The sequence below is a fragment of the Sorangium sp. KYC3313 genome (assembly GCF_052075895.1).
GTDB classification, from domain to species: domain Bacteria; phylum Myxococcota_A; class Polyangia; order Polyangiales; family Polyangiaceae; genus Sorangium; species Sorangium cellulosum_B.
The window spans coordinates 10,459,067-10,481,596 of record NZ_CP197255.1; the positions used below are offsets into that span (position 1 = coordinate 10,459,067).

At 71.9% G+C, this 22,530-nt stretch carries 20 protein-coding genes; 4 read left to right on the plus strand and 16 right to left on the minus strand.

Annotation, left to right across the window (positions count from 1 at the left end):
• The 3 genes from ACSRUE_RS39695 to ACSRUE_RS39705 all read right to left on the minus strand — a co-directional run bounded on the left by ACSRUE_RS39695 (position 1) and on the right by ACSRUE_RS39705 (position 1,621).
• The gene (locus ACSRUE_RS39695; RefSeq protein WP_441288095.1) at positions 1-360 is read right to left on the minus strand and encodes a gamma-glutamylcyclotransferase family protein; all 360 of its coding nucleotides are present in this window, start codon (positions 358-360) and stop codon (positions 1-3) included.
• The gene (locus ACSRUE_RS39700; protein WP_441288096.1) at positions 357-728 is read right to left on the minus strand and encodes a response regulator; all 372 of its coding nucleotides are present in this window, start codon (positions 726-728) and stop codon (positions 357-359) included. Before ACSRUE_RS39700 ends, ACSRUE_RS39695 begins: the two co-directional genes overlap by 4 nt.
• A 506-nt stretch (positions 729-1,234) precedes the next feature.
• Positions 1,235-1,621: a response regulator gene (locus tag ACSRUE_RS39705; RefSeq protein ID WP_437769379.1), complete on the minus strand. Its 387-nt coding sequence runs from the start codon at positions 1,619-1,621 to the stop codon at positions 1,235-1,237.
• Positions 1,622-2,114: 493 nt separating this feature from the next.
• Between ACSRUE_RS39705 and ACSRUE_RS39710 the strand changes: the two genes are divergently transcribed.
• Positions 2,115-3,821, plus strand: coding sequence for an oxidoreductase (locus tag ACSRUE_RS39710; protein ID WP_441288097.1), 1,707 nt, complete (start codon positions 2,115-2,117; stop codon positions 3,819-3,821).
• Positions 3,822-3,861: 40 nt separating this feature from the next.
• On the opposite strand, the gene ACSRUE_RS39715 is transcribed toward ACSRUE_RS39710, so the two are convergent.
• The 4 genes from ACSRUE_RS39715 to ACSRUE_RS39730 form a co-directional block, all read right to left on the minus strand.
• The gene (locus ACSRUE_RS39715) at positions 3,862-5,271 is read right to left on the minus strand and encodes an adenylate/guanylate cyclase domain-containing protein (RefSeq protein ID WP_437769381.1); all 1,410 of its coding nucleotides are present in this window, start codon (positions 5,269-5,271) and stop codon (positions 3,862-3,864) included.
• Positions 5,268-7,277, minus strand: coding sequence for a hypothetical protein (locus ACSRUE_RS39720; RefSeq protein ID WP_441288098.1), 2,010 nt, complete (start codon positions 7,275-7,277; stop codon positions 5,268-5,270). Before ACSRUE_RS39720 ends, ACSRUE_RS39715 begins: the two co-directional genes overlap by 4 nt.
• Complete coding sequence (locus ACSRUE_RS39725) at positions 7,274-7,495, minus strand: Franean1_4349 family RiPP (RefSeq protein WP_437534351.1); 222 nt, start codon at positions 7,493-7,495, stop codon at positions 7,274-7,276. The genes ACSRUE_RS39720 and ACSRUE_RS39725 overlap by 4 nt, the downstream gene beginning before the upstream one ends.
• 114 nt (positions 7,496-7,609) lie before the next feature.
• The gene (locus ACSRUE_RS39730; protein ID WP_441288099.1) at positions 7,610-8,689 is read right to left on the minus strand and encodes a geranylgeranyl pyrophosphate synthase; all 1,080 of its coding nucleotides are present in this window, start codon (positions 8,687-8,689) and stop codon (positions 7,610-7,612) included.
• Between the two features lie 137 nt (positions 8,690-8,826).
• On the opposite strand from ACSRUE_RS39730, the gene ACSRUE_RS39735 reads away from it, so the two are divergent.
• A complete protein-coding gene (locus ACSRUE_RS39735) occupies positions 8,827-10,830 on the plus strand; it encodes a C1 family peptidase (RefSeq protein ID WP_441288100.1) in 2,004 nt (667 codons plus the stop codon).
• 11 nt (positions 10,831-10,841) lie between these two features.
• Here the strand turns inward: ACSRUE_RS39735 and ACSRUE_RS39740 are convergent, their stop codons facing one another.
• From ACSRUE_RS39740 to ACSRUE_RS39765, 6 genes are all read right to left on the minus strand, one after another.
• Positions 10,842-11,639, minus strand: a complete 798-nt coding sequence (locus tag ACSRUE_RS39740) for a TetR/AcrR family transcriptional regulator (RefSeq protein WP_437769385.1) — start codon at positions 11,637-11,639, stop codon at positions 10,842-10,844.
• 155 nt (positions 11,640-11,794) lie between these two features.
• Positions 11,795-12,079, minus strand: coding sequence for a hypothetical protein (locus ACSRUE_RS39745; protein ID WP_441288101.1), 285 nt, complete (start codon positions 12,077-12,079; stop codon positions 11,795-11,797).
• Between the two features lie 197 nt (positions 12,080-12,276).
• Positions 12,277-12,723, minus strand: coding sequence for an NUDIX hydrolase (locus tag ACSRUE_RS39750; RefSeq protein WP_441288102.1), 447 nt, complete (start codon positions 12,721-12,723; stop codon positions 12,277-12,279).
• Positions 12,720-14,315, minus strand: a complete 1,596-nt coding sequence (locus ACSRUE_RS39755; RefSeq protein ID WP_441288103.1) for a transglutaminase-like domain-containing protein — start codon at positions 14,313-14,315, stop codon at positions 12,720-12,722. The genes ACSRUE_RS39750 and ACSRUE_RS39755 overlap by 4 nt, the downstream gene beginning before the upstream one ends.
• A gap of 181 nt (positions 14,316-14,496) precedes the next feature.
• Positions 14,497-15,747, minus strand: a complete 1,251-nt coding sequence (gene pcnB / locus ACSRUE_RS39760; protein ID WP_441288104.1) for a polynucleotide adenylyltransferase PcnB — start codon at positions 15,745-15,747, stop codon at positions 14,497-14,499.
• 405 nt (positions 15,748-16,152) lie between these two features.
• Entirely contained in the window at positions 16,153-17,115 is a 963-nt protein-coding gene (locus ACSRUE_RS39765) for a serine/threonine-protein kinase (protein ID WP_437769390.1), read from the minus strand.
• A gap of 445 nt (positions 17,116-17,560) precedes the next feature.
• On the opposite strand from ACSRUE_RS39765, the gene ACSRUE_RS39770 reads away from it, so the two are divergent.
• The gene (locus tag ACSRUE_RS39770) at positions 17,561-18,595 is read left to right on the plus strand and encodes a site-2 protease family protein (RefSeq protein ID WP_441288105.1); all 1,035 of its coding nucleotides are present in this window, start codon (positions 17,561-17,563) and stop codon (positions 18,593-18,595) included.
• 12 nt (positions 18,596-18,607) lie between these two features.
• On the opposite strand, the gene coaD is transcribed toward ACSRUE_RS39770, so the two are convergent.
• The 3 genes from coaD to ACSRUE_RS39785 are packed head-to-tail and all read right to left on the minus strand — an operon-like array spanning position 18,608 to position 21,520.
• Positions 18,608-19,105 (minus strand): pantetheine-phosphate adenylyltransferase, encoded by a 498-nt coding sequence (gene coaD, locus ACSRUE_RS39775; RefSeq protein WP_012234349.1) that lies wholly within the window; start codon positions 19,103-19,105, stop codon positions 18,608-18,610.
• A 5-nt stretch (positions 19,106-19,110) separates the two neighbouring features.
• On the minus strand, positions 19,111-20,616 hold the full coding sequence (locus tag ACSRUE_RS39780) for a tetratricopeptide repeat protein (RefSeq protein WP_441288106.1): 1,506 nt from the start codon (positions 20,614-20,616) through the stop codon (positions 19,111-19,113).
• A 7-nt stretch (positions 20,617-20,623) separates the two neighbouring features.
• Entirely contained in the window at positions 20,624-21,520 is an 897-nt protein-coding gene (locus tag ACSRUE_RS39785) for a 3'-5' exonuclease (RefSeq protein WP_441288107.1), read from the minus strand.
• A 284-nt stretch (positions 21,521-21,804) separates the two neighbouring features.
• On the opposite strand from ACSRUE_RS39785, the gene ACSRUE_RS39790 reads away from it, so the two are divergent.
• Positions 21,805-22,506, plus strand: coding sequence for an HNH endonuclease (locus ACSRUE_RS39790; protein WP_441288108.1), 702 nt, complete (start codon positions 21,805-21,807; stop codon positions 22,504-22,506).
• The last annotated feature ends 24 nt before the right edge of the window (positions 22,507-22,530 follow it).

The following is a 22,530-nucleotide window of genomic DNA, read 5'->3' on the forward strand; positions in this document are numbered from 1 at the left end:
TCATCGCCGCCGTGCCCGCCAGTCCCCCGAGGCGATCCGAGGCCACCCCAGCGCCTGCCCCGCGGGCATCAGGTAGGCCTCGCAGAGCGCGCCTCCATGGAGCTCGATCGGCTCACGCCGGAAGAGGTCGGGGCAGTCCTCGTAGAGGTCGAGCGAGGGCAGCGCCTCCGGGTCCGGCTCGTACAGCTCCCCGAGGACCGCGACCGAGCCCCCGCGCACGAGCGCCGGGTAGGCGCCGAGATCGGCGAGCTCGAACGACGGGGCCGTGCGGGCGGGCCCGAGGCGCCGCGCGCGCCCGAGCAGCGCGTGCGCGCGCTCGCCGCGCATCAGCGTGCCGTAGACGAACAGGCGCGCCGTCACCGGCAGTGCTGTTCGACCGCGGCGAGCAGCTGCTCGAGGTTGATCGGCTTCTTGAGGAACTGCGCCGCGCCGAGCGAGGACACGAACTCGTCGCGGCCCGTCGCCGAGATGATCACCACCGGGATCGCGGCGAGCTCCGGATCCTTCTTCTGCTCCGCCCTGAACTGCCAGCCATCCATGATCGGCATCATGAGGTCGAGGAGGATGAGCCCGGGTCTCGGATCCGTTTTCAGCGCGCTGAGCGCCTCGCCTCCGTGCGCCGCCGACGCGACGGCGTACCCCTCCTCCTGCAGGAGCTCGGCGAGGGTCTCTCGAATATCCGGATCGTCATCGACAACGAGGATCCTCTTCAAGGGAGTGGCAGGCACGGTGCATCAACCACTATGCGAAAGCCGGACGTCACGGCGAAACAGGGAAAGGCCTGAATCCCTGCTCGGGTTCCGCTTGATGAGGCTCTTTCTGCGAGGAAGGGGGCTCATGAAGGTCTCTCTACGTCTCTCTCCGGCAATCAGCGCCGCGAGGCGCCTCGGAGCCGAGCCTGCACCCGCGTCGCCCGTGCGGCCATACAACCACGCGAGGTCGACGTTGGTTGAGCCGGCAGCTCTGGCAGGCGGGTACGGGCGTACGCATTACGGCGATCGATCGTCGGCGGTCGAGCCCGATGTTACAGCACGGTGGCGCTCCGGCGAAGCCGCTCTGTGCCCGATCTGCGGCCAGCCAGGGTGAGCGCGGCGTGGCCTGGTCGCCATCCACGTCATGAGCGGCGATCCTACCACCGGCGCCGGGGGGCGCAGCAGCCCGGCGTCCGCCGGAACGACGGCCCGAGGCGCTCGCGACGCGGGCCGGACGGGCAGCGTCGACGTTCGATATCTGTTCAGCCGCGCGAGCCGAGCGAGCCGAGCACCACCTTCGAGAGGGTGCCCAGCAGGACGTCGATGTCCACCGGCTTCGGGATGAGCGCGGCCGCATGCAGCCGCTCTGCGATCGCCTGCATCTCGTGGGGGAGGCGGGCGGAGAAGATCATGAGGGGCGAGGGCGTGCCGAGCCCCTCGATCTCGGAGACGAACCGGTCCGTCGTCATGCCCGGCATCGTCAGATCGAGGAGGACCGCGTGGAAGCGCCGCTCCGCGAGCGCATCGAGCACCGCGCGCGCGGTCGCGGTCAGCTCGACCTCGTACCCTTCCAGGGTCAGGAGCTCTTCCAGCATCGTCGCGGTGTCAACGTCGTCCTCCGCAACCAGGATCACGTGCTTGCCACACATGGCTCCCCTCGGCTTTCTTCAGTGGCGGGGGCCGCTCGCCAGGGCAGCGCGCCCTCTCTTCCCATGCTGGGGGAGGACGGGACGGGCGCTCGACGCGCTGCCCGAGCCTCCGCTGGCCAGCGGCCAGCGCAGCGCGAGCAACCTCGGTGATGCCCCCGGTGTGACGAATCGCCCGGACACACCGGAGCGCTCGCCGCGGTGCGCCACACGTACGGCCACGTCACGAAGTGCGCAGCCCGACAGTCCGCCGCTGTCTGCCGATCCGGTACGTTCCGTTCCCCCTCTCCCGCCCAGGGCAATATGAAAGCCCGACTGCGCGCCGGATGCAACTCCGGGCAGAAGGAGCAACTCCGGGCGCAAGGAACCGACCGGGGGGCGGGAAGTGAGAGCAGACAGAGAGCGCGAACGGGCTCCCCGACAGGGGAGACACCCTGGTAGACTCTCATGGATGCCTGGCGAACGCCGCGTCGCGCTACTCGCGATGGAGCCAACCATGCCGGACGGTGGGGGAGCGCCGTCCAGCCATGGAGTCCGTCGTCTCGAGGCCTCCTTGCTCGCCGATCCGGACCTCGCCGGCGTGCCGATCCACGTGATCGACGCGCAGACGAGGGATCTCGACGCGTGGGTCGCGGAGGTCGAGACCGTGGACGCGGACGTGGTCGGCCTCGCCGCGCACGTCTGGTCGTTCCCCACGTTCATCGAGGTCGCGCGCCACCTGCAGCGCAACCGGCCGGGGCGCACGATCGCCCTCTGGGGGCCCCTCGCGCGCCCCGCGATGTTCGCGCTCGCGCCCTGGCGCGACGCCACCGCTTGCATCGACGCGCTCGTGCACGGCAACGAGCTCACGTTCCGGGACATCGTCCGGCTGAGCGAGCGCTCTCCCGATGCGCTGCGCGCCGTGCCGGGGCTGCACGTGTCCACCGCCGGCGGCTGGGTCTCGACGGGCGACCCCCTCTACGTGGCGCCCGACGCGCTCCCCTCGCCGATCCGGATGAAGCTGCTCCCGACCGATCGCACCGTCCCGCTCGAGATCTGCCGCGGGGGCGGCATGAGCTGCGCGACGTGCGGCGTCTCCGCGGGCGACGCTGGCAGCGTCTTCTCCGAGGCCTACCTCGTCGAAGAGCTGAGCGCGCTCCGCGCCGCCGGCGCGCCGGGCGCGCAGATCGTCGACGCCCCGCTCAACCTGAGCGCGGAGGCGTTCCGGAACCTGGTGGCCGCGGAGAAGCAGGTCGGCTTCTTCAAGCAGGCGACGCTGACGGCATCGATCGATCCCGAGCACGTGCACGACGAGCACCTCGAGTTCCTCCGTGGCGTCGCGCGCGTGTCGCTCGACGCGCGGCTACCGCCGCTCAACAAGGAGACGGGCGACGGCACGCAGCGCCCCTTCAGGGAGTCGAAGTTCGCGAAGGTGATCGAGGAGCTCTCGACGTTCACGGACATCGAGGTGGACATCCTCCTCGGCCTCCCGGGCGACGGCCCGATCACGTTCCGGCGCACGCTCGAGCGCGCGCGCGAGCTCCCGTGCAAGGTCCGCATCTTCCACAGCCTCGTCCTTCCGGACGACCTCATGGTCCGCGCGCCCGCCTCGTTCGAGCTCCGCTTCGACCCCTTCACGCTGATGATGCGCTCCTGCCTCGGCTGGTCCGAGGACGCGCTCTCTCGCGAGCGCAGCCGCCTCATCGAGATGGCCTACCGCGAAGGCGGCGAGATCACGCCGGACATGTGGTCGTTCCCCGGGCCTCGGGAGATGCGGCGGCCCGCGATGCCGCTCGGCAGCGGCGTGGTCCCGCCGGGCGCCGAGATCCGGGTCGAAGGCGCGACGACGCTCGCGCCGGCAGGCCAGGACTTGCAGCGCGTGCTCGAGCTCGGGATCAAGGAGGCGACCTCCGGCGGGTGGACGTTCGTGGAGGCCTCGGCGCGCCCGGGCGAGATCGTCGTCATCATGAAGACGCGCGACGGCGCGCTGGTCGTCGAGATGCGCCCCGCCTCACCCACGGAGAACGCCTACAAGGTCGTGGACGGCGTCGCGTTCGGCTACCGCTCGCCGCGCGGCGTGAAGATGAGCGACGGCGCGCTCCGCCTGCTCGATCGCGTCCTCCAGCGCCTCCACGCGCCGGCGCGCACGGCGCTCGGCCTGTCGACGCAGGACGGCGGCCCCGGCTCGGCGCGCGTCCGGCGCTTCCGCGCCACGCCCTCGTGACCCCCTCGCCCCGATCGCGCAGCGCGCCGCGAGCCTCCGGCTACTCCTTGCCGAGCAGGGCGGCCGGCGCCCGCGGCGGCATCGATTCCATGGGACGGGCCCTCGAGAGGAGCTCGCTCCGGAGCTCGCTCAGGCGCGCCGGAGAGAGCTCCATGTGGTCCACGATGTAGGGGTGGACCTGTCGGCTCTTGCCCCGGATGCTCAGCGCGCCGGTCGGCTGCGCCGGGACGCAGTCGTCGAGGGTCGCGTACGTCGTCTGGCAGATGATGATCTTGGAGCCGAGCTCCTTGTTGAACTGCTCGAGGCGCGCGGCCGTGTTTACTGTATCTCCGATGCAGGTGTACTCCATGCGCTGGAGCGAGCCGATGTTGCCGGAGATGACGGTGCCGGTCGCGATCCCGACGCCCATCTGGATCTCGCCGCCGCCGAGGAGCTTCCGCTGGTTCATGCGCTCGAGCGCCCGCACCATCTCGATCGCCGCGATCACGGCGCGCTTCGGCGCGTCCTCGACGGAGAGCGGCGCGCCGAACACCGCCATCAGCCCGTCGCCGATGTACTTGTCGAGGGTGCCCCCGTAGCGGAACACGATCTCGACCATCTCCGTGAAGTACTCGTTCAGGAACGAGACCACGGCCTCCGGCTCGACCGACTCGGTGAGCGGGGTGAAGTTGCGGATGTCGGTGAACATCACCGAGACGTGCCGCCGCGTGCCTCCCAGCTTGAGCCGCCTCGGATCGGACAGGACGAAGTCGACGAGATCCTTCGATAGGTACCGGCCGAGCTCCTGCTTCTCGCGCTCGAGCCGGAGGCGGGCCATGGACTCCACCTCGGCCCGCACGACCAGGTTGCGCGACATCCGCGCGATGATGCCGGCGACGACGCCGGGGAGCGCGATGAAGAGGATCTGCTGGCACTGGTCCGCGATGTTGATGGCGTTCTGTCCGTAGACGGACACCGGGCTGATCGGGACCGCGCCGGAGCTGACCGTGACGGCGAGCACGACGGAGTTGAAGAGGGCCGACAGCCCCGCCGAGTACAGGCACGCCGCGAGGCTGTAGCGGAAGCCCGACATCAGGTTCCAGAGCACGTAGACGGTCGCGAGGTAGCTCGTGAAGTACTCGATGATCCCGGAGTGATTCCTCGCGTTCCCCAGGGCCGTGAGCGTCAGGAGCGCGAGGTCGACGAAGATGCTCACGTACTTGAGCCAGCCCGCGTAGACGCCGGGGCGCAGCCGGAAGAACGCGTAGAGCACGAGCGAGTAGGCGAGGTACCCGCCGGTCAGGATCGCGAAGATCCGGTTGGCAGCCGGCGTGTTGATCGTCCACACGTGCACGAGCGTGGCGGCGCTGAGCAGCGCGAACGCGAGCCGGATGTGGTTCACGATCTGCTCGCCGCGCATCTCCTGCGCCTCCATGATCCGCAGGATCTCGGGCGACTTCTCGATGCTCATGTGCGCCGCTCCCCTCCGCGCCGCAGCCGAGACCGCGCGGCGGCGAGCCCGCGCGCGCAGAGCGCGGTCGTCAGCGCCCTGCCCTGGTGGTGCCCCTCGCGACCGCGCTTCATGGGCACCCGGTAGAGCGGCTCCGCTGGCCAGGAGCCGTCCACGAGCTGGCGCTCGCCGAGGTAGCGCATCCCTCGCACAAGGAGCAGCGGATCGGGCCGCTCCCTCATCGCGGCCCCCTCGAGGCACGCGGCCGTGCAGAGCGGCGTCCCGGAGCCGCCGTCGAGCCGCTGCGATCGGAGCATCCGCGACAGCGTCGCGGCCTCGACCGCCGCGACCTCGTCGGCCCACCGCGCGTCCCCCGCCCTCCCCTGGTAGAGCCGCGCGAAGCGGAGGAACGCGAGGTCCGTGTACGAGGCATCGTAGAAGCAAGCGCCCTCGAAGCCGGCCTCCGAGGCGGCGTCGAGCACGCGCCGCGCGTTCGCGTCGATGAGCCGCGCGAACCGCTCCGCGTCGAACGAGAGCAGGCCCACGAGCAGGTTCAGCCGGACGGTCGCGCAGTCGTCGCCGGCCCACGCCGCGCCCGGCGTCGTCGGCCCCGCGGGCCCGCGGTAGAACCAGGTCGGAACGACGCCGTCCTCACCCACGTTGGCCAGCATGACCTCGATCCACGACTCCGCCCGCTCCTTCGCGGCGCCCGTCTCGGCGACCAGCTCGAGCACGACGCCGAGGAGGTCGGCGTCCGGCGGGACGTCACGGAACGCGCCGAAGTAGCGGAGCTCTCCCGCCGGGATCTCGTCGAGCAACGCCGCGGCGTCAACGCGGACGTCGCGCCCGCCCTCCCCGATCTCGAGCAGCGCCCTCAGGATCGTCGCCCGGACGAACCAATGCCCGACCGGCTGCTCGCTCGACCCGAGCACGCCGAAGCGCTGCACTTCCCAGGACTCGCGCCACGGCGCGGCGTCCAGGAGGAACGCGACCGCCGCCTGCAGATCCGCGCGCGCCTCGTCGGGCGGCGCCGGCTCGCCCTGCGCGCGCGGCGGCCCGAGCGGCGCGCCGGGGCCGAGGAGATCGCGGAAACACATCAGCCCCTCGAAGAAGCGGAGGCGCTCGCCGAGCGCCTCGAGGAATTCGCGCTGCGCCTCGGCGAGGCCGCGCGCGCTCGGGCTCGTTCGAGGAGAGGTGGCCACGACCTCACGGGCGGACGCGAGCGTCTCCTGCATGCGCGCGGCGAGCGCGGCGCGGTACGGGCGGGTCGCGAGCAGGCCGTGGATCTCGCCGCGGCGCACGCGGGACGCGCGCTCGCCCGAGAGCGCGCGGAGCAGCGGAGGAGCGAGCCCCGCGCCGCGCAGCCAGAGCGCGAAGAGCGGCGTGAGCGTCGGCGCTGCGAGGTCAGGCGCCCTCGGATCGAGCCAGAGGCGCACGAGCCCGTCCAGCAGCCAGATCGGCTCGGCCACGGCCTCTCCGAAGCGACGGGCGGGCGCGAGATCGTCGCCTGCGACGAGCGCGGGCGCCGTCCAGAGGGCCACGGCCTCGCGCGCGCTGGCGGCGGTGGGCGCCGCCACGGCGCCGGAGCCGTCGATCTCGATCACCGGGTTCTCGCGCCACGAAGCCTCCGCCTGGTCGGCCAGGCCCAGGAGCCACCCGTGCGCGCGCGCGTCGTCCGCGTGCTGCGCGAGGAGGCGCGCGGCGAGCGCGCCCCGCGCGAGCGCGTCAGGTGCGCCTTCGACGCCCCCGGCGGCCACCGCGGTGACCGCCACGGCGGCGTCCGCGGCTGCGTCGGGCGCGGACACCCGCCCGCAGAGCCGCAGCGCCCAGCTGGCCCACGGGACGCTGTACCCCGGCGGTGTGCCCACGCTGCGCTCGAGCGCGAGCGCTCCCCACGCCGCTTCGCCGCGCTCGAGCGCCCCCTCTGACGACAGATGCGCCGACCAGGCGCGCCCACACACAGCCCGGTCGCCCGGGTCGACCCATGGCCAGGCGGCGGTCACCCCACCAGCAGGGGACAGCGTCACATACCGACTCCGCCCTCACGCGCCGCGGCCGAGATGGCCGCATCGACCGCTTCGGGCGTCGAGGTCGCGGCATCCCGGATGCGCTGGAGCGTCTCCGCGCCGACGTCGTACCCCTCCGCCTGGATGGTGCGCTCGGGATCGGCAAGGAGCTGCTGGCGGAAGCTCGAATCCACGACGGCACGACCGATGAGCTCTGCCTCTGATTTCTTCGACGTCACGACTCCTCGCTTTCTCGCTCGGGAGGCTAGGAGACCTCCAAACGGCGAGCAAGTACAAGCAGGCGCGTGCGCGCGTCGTCGCGGGGGTGTTGCGTCCGCGCACGACACACCGGTTCACCGCGGCGCGACGGCGGGCTCGCCGGCGAGCGCGCTGAAGAACGCGAGGAATACCCGCCGCTGGATCGCGACCATGTACTGCTCGCGCTCCCTGCAGAACCGCGCAGCCTCCGGTAGCCCGAGGGCCCCCGCGGCGACCTCGGCGCGAGCCAGCTCACAACGCGCCTCCTCCAGGATGGCGTCGAAGCCGCCGCGCGCAAACAGCCGCGCGCGCAGGGCCGCCGCGCTGCGCACCTCCCGAGCGCGACGAGGCCCCCCGTCGGAGACGTCGGTCCCGCTCGGGGACACCCCATCCGCCTCGGCAAGCGCCCAGAGCCGGGAGAGCACATACGTCGTGTTGCCGAACGTACGATCCTTCTCCGCGTGCAGCAGGTCCGCGAACAGCTGATGCGCTGCGACAAGGGCGGAAACGAACTCCTCGAGGGCGGCCAGGTGCTCGGCCTGCGACAGCGCGAACAGGGCCGCCGCGGCCGGGAGCACGAGCGGGCGCGAGCGGGCGAGCACCTGCCGGAACGTGGCGCCGTCCCGCGGGCCTGCGCCGCGGTGGAGCCGCCGCTCGAGGAGCATCGCCTCGCCATACCCGAGCCAGACCTCTTCGAAGAGGCCCCAGAACGCGCTCCCGCCGGGCAGCGAGCGGGCGAGCAACGCCTGATGGCGAGCGAACAACGCCCCTGACAGGAGCACCGTCGCTCCAGGCTCACCGACCCCTTCGTCCAGCAGGTCGTCCTCGATCCGGACGTGCAGGTACCCGACCGCTGCCGCCTCGGCGAGGTCGACGGCGAGCGGCGGAAGCGCCGGCGATCCAGCGTCCAGCGCAAGCGCCGGCCCGCCGGGGCGCGTCGCGACCCAGAGCGGCAGCTCGAGCACCGGGAGCGCCGTCGGGTGCGAGAAGTACCCCTCGCCCGGCTCCCCCTCGAACAGCCTGAGGCGCGCGGCGAGCGCATCGAACAGCGCGCCGAGCTCGCGCCCCAGCCGAGCCCGGAACGACGCGAGCCGCCGCAGCACCTCGGCCTCGAGCGCCGCCTCGACGGCGCCTTGCGCGCCCTCGCCTCCCCCTGCGCGGCTGTCCTCGCTCATCCCACCTCCGGACGGCGCTGGCGGCGCCGACTCGGGCGACGCTAGCACGAGCAGCCTCGCCCGAGGGGGCGGGCGCCGCCGACTTTGCCCCGCGCGCCGCCCGTGCGACACTCAGCGACTTCACGAGATCAGAAGCCATGATCGATTCCGAGCGTTTCGCTGGGCGTCACGGGGACATCACGACCGACGCGCGCGCTGACGTCCTCGATTTCCGCGACACCCTCTATCGCCCCACGATGGTGGAAGTGCCTCCGATCATGCCCCCGGAGCGCTTCGTGGAGCACGGCGTGCCGGTGCTCGACCAGGGCAAGAACAACGGCTGCACCGGCTTCGCGGTCGCCACCGTGGCGCACTACCTGCTGCGCAGGCGCCGGGTCTCGCCGGACCGCAGCCTCGTCAGCCAGAACATGGTGTACACGATGGCGCGCCGCTACGACGAGTACCCCGGCGAGGACGACGCGAGGGGATCCAGCCTGAGGGGCGCCATGAAGGGCTGGCACAAACACGGTATCTGCTCCTACGAGCACTGGCCGTGGGACGCGAACGATCTCCACGGCACGCTCACGCCGGAGCGCGCAGTGGACGGGATGCTCCGGCCGCTCGGCCTGTATCAACGGGTGAACCACAGGGACCTCGCGGCGATGCACAGCGCCCTCGCGGAGGTCGGGATCATCGCGGCCTCCGCGCTGATCCCGTTCAACGGCTGGTATTATGGGACCCAGAGGAACGGCATCATCCCGACGGTCGACAAGTCGAACCCCTTCATCGCCCCCTGGGGAGGTCACGCGTTCGCGATCATCGGGTATGACGCGGAGGGCTTCTGGCTCCAGAACTCGTGGGGCGTCGGCTGGGGCAAGGGCGGCTTCGGTCGACTCTGTTACGACGACTGGCTCCAATACGGCTTCGACGCGTGGGTCGGGCGGCTCGGCGTCCCGATCCGCCTGAACCAGGCGCGCTCGCTCCGCCCGCTCACGTCCACCAGCCGGACGTTCGCCGGCCTGCGGCCGCACCTCATCAGCGTCGACATGCACGGCCAGCTCCAGCAGCGCGGCGCCTACGGCACGTCGTCGGAGGACGTCCGTATCATCATGGAAGAGGATTTCCTGAGCGCGACCGCGACCTGGAAGCGCCGCCGGCTCGTCCTGATCGCGGGCGGCGGGCTGCGCCGGCAGATCGACGCGATCAACCGGATGTCGCGCCTCCGGCCGAAGCTGCTCGGGCACGAGATCTACCCCATCGAGCTCCTCTGGGAGACCGACCACTACCCGCGCCTCCTCGAGATCCTCCATCGCGCCACGGAGGGGCGCCGCCACGACGGCTACGATCCCAGGGCGTTCGGGTTCATGATCGATCGGCGCGACGACGCCCTCGAGCCGCTCGTCCGCCGCATGGGCGGCAAGGCCGAGTGGGACCGCATGAAGCTGGCCGCGGGCGACGCGACGATGGACGCCGACCACGGCGGCGTCCGCGAGATGATCGGCCGCCTCGCGTCGCTGATGGACAGCGATCCGAAGATCGAGCTCCACCTGGTCGCCCATTCGAGCGGCACGTTCCTTCTCGCGCCGCTCGTCCAGCTGGTCACCTCGGAGAAGGGCAAGAAGATCGAGGGCGGCCCGATGCGAGGTCAGCTCGGGCTCGGTCTCCCCATCGAGTCGCTCTCCCTGCTCGCGCCGGCGAGCGCCATCGACGCGTTCCGCGACACGTACATGCCGCCTATCAAGAGCGGCATGGTGCGCCGGTTCGCCCTGTTCACGCTCACGGACGAGGCGGAGCTCCAGGACCACTGCGAGGTGTACGGCAGGTCGCTCCTCTACCTGGTGTCGAACGCCCTCGAGCGGCGCCCGCGGGTGCCCGGCACGAGCGGCGTCTCGCTGCTCGGCATGGAGGCGGGGCTCCTCGATCCGGAGAACGCCGACGTCCTTTCGCTGCTCACGGAGACCAAGGACGACCGGCCCGTCGTGTTCCCGAGGGCGGAGTGGATCAAGGGGCCCAACACGAGGCCCCCTCCCCATGGCTCCGAGGCGCGGCGGCATGAGGACTTCGAGAACGACATGACCACGTGGAAGTCCGTCATCGCCCGCATCCTCAACCAGCCGTTCGCCGATCACCTGCCGCCCATGTCGGCGCGGGACCCGTGGTGAACGCGCGCCCCTCACCCCTCCGGGCGGCGCCGCTCCACTGAGCTCAACCCGCGGAGGGCCGGGGCGCCGAGCCGCCCGGACGCGAGCGGCGGCGCGCTCGCGCCGCTCAGGAGGAGCGCGAACGATGCGCGGATCTCCTCGCCGAAGTTGATCCGGAAGAGGCCCATATCGGGGCGGCTGCGGATATCGCGGATCACGTCGCTGGGATCGCAGACCTGGCGCATCCCGATGAGCAGGGCGTACATCCGGATGAGGGTCGGGCCGCCATGGCCGGGAGCGAGCGACGGCATGCACCGCTCGAGCAGCACCCCGGTGCGCTCGACGTGACCCAGGAGAGAGAGCTTGAAGCGGAGCGCGGCCTCGTAGCTGACGTTCTGCTCGAGCACGCTGTGGAGGATGCCGAGCAAGCGTGTCATCGCGTCGCGCGCGGCGAGGGTCGTCGACAGGATCGAGGCGACGCTCGCCGGCGCGTCCTCGGCAGACGCCGCGGGCGCGCCGCGGCGGGCCCGCGAGGGCCGAGGGCGCGCCGCGCTCGCGTCACCGCGGGAGGCGCAGAAATGCGTCAGATGGATATCCACGTCGTGGAACCACTTCGCGAGCTCTTGATCGACGACCGCGAGAAAGAGCTCCTCTTTCGTGGTGAAGTAGAGGTAGAGCGTGCCCTTGGCGAGCCTGGTGCGCTCGGCGACCTGAGCCATGGTGACCTCGGGATAGGGGGTCTCCTGGAACAGCTGCCAGGCTGCGTCGATGATGAACCGCCGCCGCTCCTCCTTCTGCTCCTCCTTCCTCGCTCTCCGCGTCGGGCTCATAGACTCCCCGGTCTACGACGTCTCCAGAAGCGCCGCAATCCAGACTCAGCGGTCACCGCACAGCGCGAATTCGAGCCGACGGGCGCGACCAGCGCTCGCCGCGATCGCTCAGCAGAGCAGCGAAACGCATGTTGCAGCCGCGGTAACCGCGTTCATCACATTTCGCCGGACACGGTCACACCGAACCCGTGCAGACCAAGGAACATCGGGGTGATGCCCGTACGCGCCACCCGCTCGACGGTCCTTGAGAGGGCGCGCGCGACCCGCGCCGGGAGCCAGCCCGACCCCTCGGGTACACCGGGAGGCGCGGCGGCGCGCGAGACGCGCGAGACGCGCGGCGCGGGCAGCGCGAACAGGCCAGCGCCATCGTCGCGAGGCAGCGCGAAGCAGAGAGGAGGAGAGACCAGGGTCGCCACCAGGACGACCACCAATCCCCTCATGATCGTCGAACCAGCGCTCACCCGTGCACCCACATCTAACCTAGCGCTGCCACCGGCGATTGTCGTGAGCGGCAGGGCAGCAAAATAGCGCTGCCACTGTCCAACAATGGAAGGTCGACATGGAGAGTCGCCCTTTCTGCGACATCCCACCTCCGCCACGGCCGCGCCAAGTCGGGCGCTCCCTGGATCGCGCTGTTTCAGCCGGTGGCCGCCATCGCCAGGGCCTTGTGGATCACGCGGAGCGCGACGTCGGTCAGGCCGTAGGCCGGCAGCTCGGGGACGGGCACGAGGGCCACCTCGGAGGCGTCGTCTCCTGGAGAGAGCGCGCCCCCGATCGACTCGCACAGATAATCGAGGATCACATAATGATAGGGAGTCGCCACGATCTCCACGACCTCCACGAGGGGGCCGACGCGGACGTCGAGGCCCGTCTCTTCGCGGATCTCGCGGGCAACGGCGTCCGCGAGCCGCTCTCCGGGCTCCACGCGCCCGCCCGGAAGCGACCACGAGCCCTCGAGCGGAGGACGAGCGCGCTTGACGACGAGCACGCGCGGCGCGTCAGGCGCATCCGGCCGGCGATCGATGACGACGGCGCCCACCGCGACGCGCGGGGGCGAGGGGGCGCATGCCGGCGCGTCGCTCACGGGGCGGCAGCTTCCGTGCGGCCGGCCTTGCAGCGGACGTCGCCCGGCGTCGCGACCGCGAGGTCGTACTCGCCGAGCGCGAAGTCGCCGGGGATCACGACGGCCCCGTCGTACCGGCCGCGGTCGTCGGTCGACAGCGAGCCGACCGTCACGCCCTGCGGCGCCGCGGTCCCCGTCAGGATCACGTCGACGCGGACGTGCCCGCACGGCGCCCCGGCGCTGCTGACCTGTCCCTGGAGGTGGAGGGGAAAGCCGCGGCGGATGTCCTTGTCCAGCGCGGTCACGACGACGTCGGTGCTCTCCGCCGCGCGCCCGGCCGCGTCGCTCGTGGGCGTGGGCGCAGGGGGCGGCGGCGCGGCGGCGCCGCTGCTCCCGGCCCCCGGGCCAGCGGGCCCCTGCTGCGTCTGCTCGGCGCGCGTGCGGTCGGCGAGATCCTGGCCCGAGTCGCGCTGCTCCGGCCAGCTGTAGGGATCCGGCGGCGGAACATGCGGCGGGCGGCTCGGATCGACCTCCTGGTCCATGTTGAGGGCCGCTCCGCCGAGGTCGATGCGGTGCCAAAGCGAGCCATCGAAGACCTCGACCCAGGCGTGCGCCTCGTTGACGACCATCCGCGCGGGGATCCCGATGTGCAGGGCCGTGACGAGGAACGCGAAGGCGCGGTGGCGGCAGACGCCTTTTCGCGAGAGCGCGAGATCCAGGTAGATGTCGCCGTTCCCCTTGGGCGGGTCGTCCGACGGGGCGAACGACCGGAAGTACTCGACCATCTTCTGAACGACGTCGCGCGGCCGCATCGCGGACGAGATGCCGATCGCCTGGGCGACCTGCCTGAACGCCGCCTCGTGGGAGGCCTCCTGCGGCCCGCGGAAGGGCTCGAGCTTGCTCCAGCCGACGTCGGCGAACTCGCTGCCGAAGGTCGCGCGGGCGATGGCGAGCTGCACGATGAGCCGGACGCGCGCGCTCTTCGTGCCGCGCACGAACCAGTTGTCGGCGCCGTCGCGCAGGACGACGACCGGGGTATCGGGGTTCACGTGCATCCGCACGAGCCGCGTGTCCGGCCCGACCGTCGGGATCCGGACCGGCTCGTTGGGCACGAGATCGACCGCGATGTCCCCGTAGAACGCCTCGTCGCCCGCCGAGACGGCGCTGTCCGCCTTGACGGTCTTCAGGCTCCGATCGCGGACGACGAGCGAGTAGTCCGCCCTCACGGCGTCGTACGCTTGCAGCCGCTTGAACGGCGCGGTCGCGGGGGAGAACGGATCGTCGTAGCGCTCGACGTTCGGCCGGCGGGTGTCTCGATCCGGCTCGTAGGACGCGTCGGGGCCGGCGTCGGATCCTACGTTGCTGTAGACCTGCTGCTGGTTCGACGGCGGGCGCTGCGGGTCGGGCGCCGTGGCCAGGCCGCTCGGCGTCTGGATCGCCGCGGGGAGCCCGCCGTCGAGCGTCGTCGTGGCGAGCGACACGTCCTCCGCGGGATCCGGCGCGATGAACTCGTGCAGGAGCGACGCCTGCGCATCGGCGAGCCGCGACACGGCGCAGGCGAGCGCGAACACGAGCAGGCTGCGCGCCGAGCCGCCGAACCGGCGCCTGGACACGGGGACAGCCGGTGAAGCAGCAGGGCGCAGGCGTGCGGCCGGTGAGGACATCAGGGGCCTCTTATGAAACCAGAAACCCCGGTGATGTTCCACGGCGGCCGGTCCGTTGCCGTCAGCTACCTGCCCGACGGCCACCTTCGATCGCGCCGGCGTCGCCCACGGCGCCCACGTCGATCACCGGTCAGCGCCGGAACTGCGCGGCGTCGGCGTGCTGGCGCCGCGGGTGCGGGGCGGAGCGCAGCCGGTCGATCGCTTCCGTCGACTCTCCGCGCGCGGTGAGCTCGGCGGCGAGCACGTCGAGGGCGGGCTGGAAGATGTCCGTCCGCGCGAAGCGGCCAGCGCGACCCCCCGCGAGCCTCGGCAGGACGGCGACGATGCGGCGCATGCCGTCGGCGTAGCGGCGGGAGATGGCCAGCCGGTCGATGAGCGGCTCGAGGAAGTCGGCGACCGCCGCGGCGCGGTCGCGGACCCCGTCGCAGGCCTCCTTCATCGGCTCGAGGAGCAGGAGCGTCCAGAGCACCGTGTCGTCGAGCGGCCGGTCCGCGGCGGTGCGCCGGTCGACGTAGTCGAGCACGCGCCAGACGCGCTGGCCCGGGCCGTCGTCGCCGCGATCGTCGTAGAGCAGCGCCGAGACCTCCGGCAAGAGGACGTCGAGCACCCCCGTCTCCCACGCGAGGTAGATGGTGCGGCGCGCCTGGCCACCGCGCAGCAGGCGCAGGATCTCCTCCGAGAGGCGCGGGCGCGCCGCGAGCGCGAGCGCGTCCCGGCAGTAGACGACCGCATCGTAGACGTCGGGGGTGATCGCGAAGCCCAGCCGACCAGCGAACTTGAGCGCGCGCAGGATGCGGATCGGATCCTCGCGGAAGCGCGTCTCCGGATCGCCGATCGTGTGGACCACCTGGCGGCGCACGTCTTCCATGCCGCCGACCCAGTCGAGGATCTGCCGCGCCTCCACGTCGTAGAAGAGCGCGTTGATCCGGAAGTCGCGGCGGACGGCGTCCTCGTGCGCGACGCCGAACGCGTTGTCGCTCCGGATGAGCAGCTCGCTCCCGTCCTCGGAGTCCTCCTTCGGGTTGCGGCGGAAGGTCGCCACCTCGATGACCTTCCCGCCCTGAAAGAGGACGTGCACCAGGCGAAACCGCCGGCCGATGATGCGCGAGTTGCGGAACAGCTCGCGGACCTCCTCCGGCCGCGCGCTCGTGGCGACGTCGAAGTCCTTCGGGCGCCGATCGAGCAGCAGATCCCGCACACAGCCGCCTACCAGGTACGCCTGGAAGCCGTGGCGGACGAGGCGTCGCACGACTTTCTGGACGTCCGGATCGATCCGCGCCTCGTCGAAGACGACCTGGTAGCGCCGCGGGGTGGGGATGTCTTCGTCGACGAGCTCGACGCGGAACGGATCTTCGTCGAGGGCGCCTGTGTCCGTCGGCATGAGCTCGCCCTCGGGCCCAGCGCGTGGCCCGGAGGCGCTGCGGCTCTCGTACATCGGGAGTTCGGCGTCGTGAAACGCCGCTGTGCCGTTATCAGGTGATGGGGTCGCGCGACCCATAGTCAGCAACCGAAAAAGCGCCAGGCAAAGCCTGGAGGGAGTGGAGGACGACTGGCGCGCGACCCTGGGATTCCAGCGCTCGCTGGAGAACCGACCCGCGCAAACGAGGCCCGCGCCCGCGGACCTCCGAACCGCGCCGGCTCGCTCGCCGCGGCCGGTGTCGGCCTGACGAGCGGATCCGGCTGTCGCCCGGAACAAGAGATGGTAACGGCCGTCTAGCAGGGCTTCGCCGTGAGAGCAAAGCCGAGGCGCAGGGAGGCCGACGGAAGCCTCCGGAGCGAGCGGGCTTCACGGCTTGGTGCCCCAGTGCCCGACGCCGGGGGGCGGCCGCGCGCCGGCGTCGGGCGGGACGGCGGACGACGTCCCGGCGCGGGCCTCGGGCGTCGCGAGCAGCGCATCCCGCAGCTCCGCCATCGAGGCGAACCGGCCGCGGGGGTCCTTCACGAGCGCCTTGCGCACGACGGCGTCGAGCTCGCGCGAGATGAGCAGCCCCGGGTGTACCCGGTGCAGCGGCGGCGGCGGCTCGCGCCCGTGCTTCTCTGCGATGGCCGGGTACGGGCCCTGAAAGGGGACACGGCCCGCGAGCATCTCATAGAGCACGATGCCCAGGGAGTAGACGTCGGCGGCGGGCGCCGCCGGCGCGCCCTGCGCCTGCTCGGGCGCCATGTACTCCGGCGTCCCCACGACCCGGGGGAGCAGCGCGCCTTCGGCGCCCTGGCCCTGGATGCACGAGAAGCCGAAGTCGAGCAGCTTGACGATCTCGCGCCCGTCGGCCGCGTGCACGAGGAACACGTTCTCCGGCTTCACGTCGCGGTGGATCACCCCGGCGCGGTGGGCGGCGTCGACGCCCGAGGCGAGGTCGGCGGCGATCCGGACCGCGCGAGACGGGACGAGCGCTCGGGTGAACGTCAGCGTGTCGGCGAGATCGAGCCCGACGAGCAGCTCCATCGCGAAGCACGGCGCGTCGCCGGCGCGCTCGAGCGCATCGACGCAGAGGACGTTGGGATGACGGACGCGCGACGCCGCGCCGGCCTCTCGCTCGAACCGCGCGACGAGCAGCGGATCGTCGCGGAGCTCTGCCCGGAGGACCTTGACCGCGACGCGCGACGTCGCGGCCTCACGCGGCCTGCCGACGCGATCCGCGAGGTAGACGTGCCCGACCCCGCCGCTGCCGAGCAGCTGCACGACGCGGTACTTGTCGCAGAGGAGCTTGCCCACGAGCGCTTCAGCGGCGACGCGAGCGGGAGGCATGGGATCGATCGTAGCGCAGTCGCGCCTGCCGAAGGGCACGGAGGGCGCACGGACGCGACGGCGGCGCAGAAGAGCGCGCTGGCCAGCTTGCGCGCAGCCAGGAGAGGTTCGCGCCCGTACCATCGGGCGGCCGCATCGCGCGCCCCGATGCAGCGCAGCGCTCCGGCCGCGACCGCTTCCACCGACCGGGCCGGCGCCACAGGAGGACCGTGGCGCAGCGAGATGACGCGCAAAGTCATCGGTGTGCGCGCAGACCTTGTCGCGCCTGCAGCGGGCGGGGATCAAGGGTCCCGGGGCCAGACGAGCAGCACACCGCCGCCGCAGGGCCGCGCGCCGCCCAGCAGCGCGGCGCGCGCTCCTGGAGCGCGGCGAGCTGCCCGCCCTGAGCGCAGGCGCGCGTGGATCGCTTGAGCGGCGACGAGGAGGCGGCCACGCTAGGCGCCGCATGACCGACGACCGTCGATCCCCCACCCCGAGCACGCTCGACCTCGACGCCGAGCTGGCGCCTGCGGCGACGAGCTCCGCAGCGCCGAGCGCAGCGGCCGCTTCGCACCCGCCCCCGCTGCGATGGCAGAAGAACCTCGCGCTCTTCTGCCTGACGGTCGTCTCGGTGTTCGTCGCCGGCACCCTCTGGACCCCGATCACGCCGGACGACGACAGCGCGCTCTCGTTCGTGAAGGCGCTGCCGCAGACGTGGCCGTTCGCGGTGCCGTTCCTGTCGATCCTGCTGGCGCACGAGTTCGGGCACTACTTCGCGGCGCGCGCGCACGGGGTGGAGGCGTCGCTCCCCTACTTCATCCCGCTCCCGTTGGTGAGCCCGCTCGGCACGATGGGCGCGGTGATCTCGATGAAGGGCAGGATCAAGTCGCGGAACGCGCTGCTCGACATCGGCGCCTCCGGCCCGCTGGCCGGCCTCGCGGTGGCGCTCCCGGTCCTCTTCGTGGGCCTCATGTACTCGGACGTGCACGCGAGCTCCGGACCTGCGCTGCAGGAGGGGCGCAGCCTCCTGTATCTCCTGCTGAGGCGGCTCGCGGTCGGCTCGATCCCCGAGACCCATGACGTCTTCCTCGGCCCCACGGCGATGGCGGGGTGGGCCGGGCTGCTCATCACGGCGTTCAACCTCTTTCCCGTCGGCCAGCTCGACGGAGGGCACGTCGCGTACGCGTTGTTCGGCAAAGAGCAGGACCGCTACAGCCGCGCCGCGCACCTCCTGATGCTCGCGCTCTTCGTCGGCAACGTCGCCTATTTCACGCGACACTTCATCGCGGAGGGGCTGTCCGACGCGCTCATCTCGGCGGTCGCGAACGGGATGCCGTGGCTCACGTGGTTCGGCTTGGTCCACCTGATGTTGCGCGTGGGTGGGCGGGAGCACCCTCCCACGGAGGCCGGCGAGCTGTCGCCGGCGCGCAAGGTGATCGCCGTGGTGACGCTGCTCCTGTTCGTGCTGCTGCTGATGCCGACCCCGTTCGGCACCTACTGAGCGCGCGGGCGCTCAGGGCTTCGCGGCGCCGAACTTCGCCCGGAGCGCGTCGCAGACGGCGGCGGGCGCGTAGTGGCTGACGTCGCCGCCGTGGCTCGCGATCTCGCGCACGAGCGACGCGGAGACGAAGCCGTAGTGGGTGCGCGTCGGCAGGAACACGGTATCGACGCCGGGGAGCATGTCCGCGTTCGCGTGGGCGATCTGCAGCTCGTACTCGAAGTCGGTCGCCGCGCGCAGGCCGCGGACGATCACCCGCGCGCCGACGCGCTGGCAGTACTGGATGAGGAGCCCCTCGAACGAATCGATCCGCGCGTTCGTCACCTCGCTCGTGGTCTGGCGCAGCAGCTCCAGCCGCTCCGAGTACGTGAACAGCGGGTGCTTCGTCGGATGCCGGCCGACGGCGATGATCACCTCACCGAACAGCTTCGACGCCCGCTGGATCAGATCGAGGTGACCGAACGTGATCGGGTCGAAGCTCCCCGCGTAAACTGCCAACAGATCCTTGGACATGACGCTCACTGGTCCGGCGTCCGCTTGGGAGCGCCCGCGGGCGGCGCCGACTTCGGAGCGGCCGCAGGTGGAGTCGACTTCGGAGCGGCCGCGGGGGGTGCCGCGGGGGGGGTCAGCGGCGCCTGGAGCGCGGGCCCCAGGGGCGCAGTTGAGCCGGGCGCGCCAGCTGGACCGGCGCCCTCTGCTGGCGGCGCGGCGGGAGCCTGCCCTTCGTCGACGGGCGCCGGCGCGCTGCCCCGGAGCACCTTGTTCACCGCGGTGTCGTCCTCGATCCACATGAGCCGACCGCCGTCGCCGAAGGTGACACGGAAGTAGGCGAGCAGCCCCGCCCCGATCACGCCGTCCAGATCGAGCTGGAGCTGCTTCTCGACCGCCTGGAGCGGCGCCCCGTACACGCCCGGGACCTTGGGGATCTCCAGCGCGCCCAGCCGCAGCATCGGCACGACGCCCTGCTTCAGCTTCTGCTCCGGATCCTGCTCGACCCGCTTCAACCCATCGGCCTCGAAGCCGGCCTTCTTCCAGCCTTCCTTGTCGAGCGCGATCGGGAACGTCATCGACGTGTCGATGAGCAGCGGTCCCTGCACCGACTTGTCGGGGCCGAGGCTGCTCCGCAGCACCATGCCGCCGCCCTTGATGAAGACGACGTCGACGCGCGTCGCGTCGGGCGGCGCCGGCGGGGAGAAGCTGCGCACGACGAACTGCCAGCCGCTGTAGTCGATGGTCGCGTTGAGGCGGCGGAGCAGGTTCACCCCGAGCAGCGCCTTGACCGGCGCGCCGATCTGCTTCGAGACGCCCGACAGGTCCTGCGTGAGGGCGGGCACGTCGTTGATCTCGAGCTTCTTGCCGAAGCGGAGGGAGACCCAGCTCGGCTCCTTGCGCGTGCTGCTGTCGAGGACCACCTCGCCCGTGCCGGTCGACACCATCGCGAGCGCCGACTCGCCGTCGATCTCGAGCGGGACGACAAAGAACGGGGCCGCGGGGCTGACGTGCTGCATCTCGATCGCCGCGAGGAGCGCGCCCGAGACCGTGAACGGCGCGCGCCCCGCGCCGCGCCTCGCCAGCTTGGCGATCGACTTCGCCCACTCGTCGACGACGTCGGGATCGTCGAGCATCGCCTCGAGCTCGTCGGCGGCGGCGTCGAGATCGCCCTTGTACCAGAGCGCGCGCCCGCGGAGCCCTGCGGCCTCGGAGCCGGCGACGCCCTTGAGGAGGCGCAGCGCCTCGGCGTAATCGAGCCGGGCCAGCGCGATGCGCCCCGCGAGCAGCCGGGCCTCGGCGTCGGTCGGGACGATCGTCAGGGCCCTCGAGACCGCATCGCGCGCGTTCTCGACGTCGGCGGACTGGAACTCCTGTCGAGCGCGGGCGAGCCATTTCTCGGCCGCCGGCGGGCGGGCGGACTCCGGGCCGATCATGCTCGAGCACGAGGCGAGGAAGGTCGCGGTCAGGAGGCCGCCGAGGCGGACGGCGAGGGAGCTTCTCGTCGGCGAGGTTCGGTTCGAGTGGGTTCGCACGTGGATCTCAGGCCCTTTGCGGCACACCGTCCGGCCCGAGCTCTCCCGGCGAAATCGGCTCGATCGCCAGGATGCGATCGGCCCGTAGCTCGCGACGGCTGCGCGACGGGAGCAGATAGCCGAGAACCCGGGGTGGGTCGAGGTCCGTTCGCACCCCCGTTACGCACACGACGAGCTCCTCCGGCCCCCGGCGCGCCGGACGGTACCTCACGCGCACGGTGGCGCCATGCTCGGCCGCGCGCACCGCCGCTGCCACCAGCGCCGGGCGGGCGTGGCGCTCGCCGATCCGGACGTGCCACAGGTCGCGCGGCGTCCGCGGCGCGAGGACCTCCACGATCTTGCGGAACACGGCGCGCAGGGCGTGGACGTCGTCTTCGGCGCGGTGGGCGCGCTCGCGGTGCACGCCGAGCTCCCGGCAGAGGGAGGCGAGGCTGTGGCTCGGCAGGGCGAAGGCCCGGCGGGAGAGGACGAGCGTGTCGAGGTAGTGCGGGAGGCGCCTCGCCCTGCCCGCCCGCGCAAGCTCGGCCTCGAGGAACGCGACGTCCCACGCGGCCGCGTGCGCGACGAGCACCGCGCCCTCCGTGACCTGGTCGATGCGATCGCAGAGCTCGGCGAACGTGGGCGCGCCCGCGAGCTCCCGCGGATCGATGCCGTGCACGTGCGCGTTGCCGAACACGCCCGGCTCGGGCCGCACGAGCGACGTGATCGCGTCCTCGCGCGCATCCCCCCGCGTCCGCTCGGCGCAGACCTCGATCACGCGATCGCTCCCGGGGCGGAGGCCCGTCATCTCGAGGTCGAGGAACACGAGCGGCGCGCTCTCGATCGGATCATCCCATGGCGAGCCGGCGGGGGGCTCCGCGCCGGTCGCCCGCTCGGGCCCCACCCCTTCGCGCTGCTGCGTCATCCGACCTGCTTCCCCACCACGGCGGCTCGACCCAGGAGACGACCGTCCCTCGACATGGACGCGTCTTAGCGAATACGGCGCCCGATCGAAAGCGATCCGCGCGGAGCGTCCAGCGCGGGACGCCCGGCCCGTGACGTCCGGGCTCCGGCGCGCAGCCCGAGCTTCGACAGGGCGGGCGCGGGGGGTTCGAGGCGACGCCCTGACGGCGCAGGGCGCGGCGTCGCGCCCGATCCGCCGGGCGGCAACGGCAGAGATCCAGCAGAAACGCCGCCGTGCAGCGCCGGATGTTCACCGGAGCTTTCGTTGCTACACTGCCCAGCGTGCCGGACGGGGTAGCTACAGTCCCGGGGGGCTCTCCTCACGAGGAGCTCGATCTCGGCGACGGTTTTTCAGGGTTCCGCTGCGAGCGTAGGACCGAGCCGCTCGATCTCCCGGTCCTCGTGGTGAACCGCTTCTTCCAACCTGTGCAGATCACGACCGCGCGCCGCGCTTTCCTGCTGCTCTTCGGCGGGGCCGCCCTCGCCGTCGACGAAGTCGGCGATCTCCACGATTTCTCGGCGTGGCGGGGCTTGCCGGTGCGCGAGAAGGACGATGGCCTCCCCGTGGTCGGCGGCTCGCTCCGCGTGCCGCGCGTCCTCCACCTCCGCCGGTACGACCGCATGCGGCGCCCGACGATCCGGCTGACGCGGAAGAACGTGATGCTCCGCGACGCGCACCAGTGCCAGTACTGTGCGCGCCGCCCGCCCGTTCGCGATCTCAACATCGACCACGTGCTCCCCCGATCGCGCGGCGGCGAGGACACCTGGGAGAACCTCGTGACCGCGTGCCGCACGTGCAACCTCCGCAAGGGCTGGCGCACGCCGGACGAGGCCAGCATGCGGCTCATCCGCCAGCCTCTGCCGCCGCGGTGGTCGGCGACGATGCAGATCCTGATCGGCTTGCCGCATTCGTTCGACGAGTGGAGCCCCTTCCTCAGGGCCGGCTGACGGGCCCCCGTAGGTCTCCCCTCG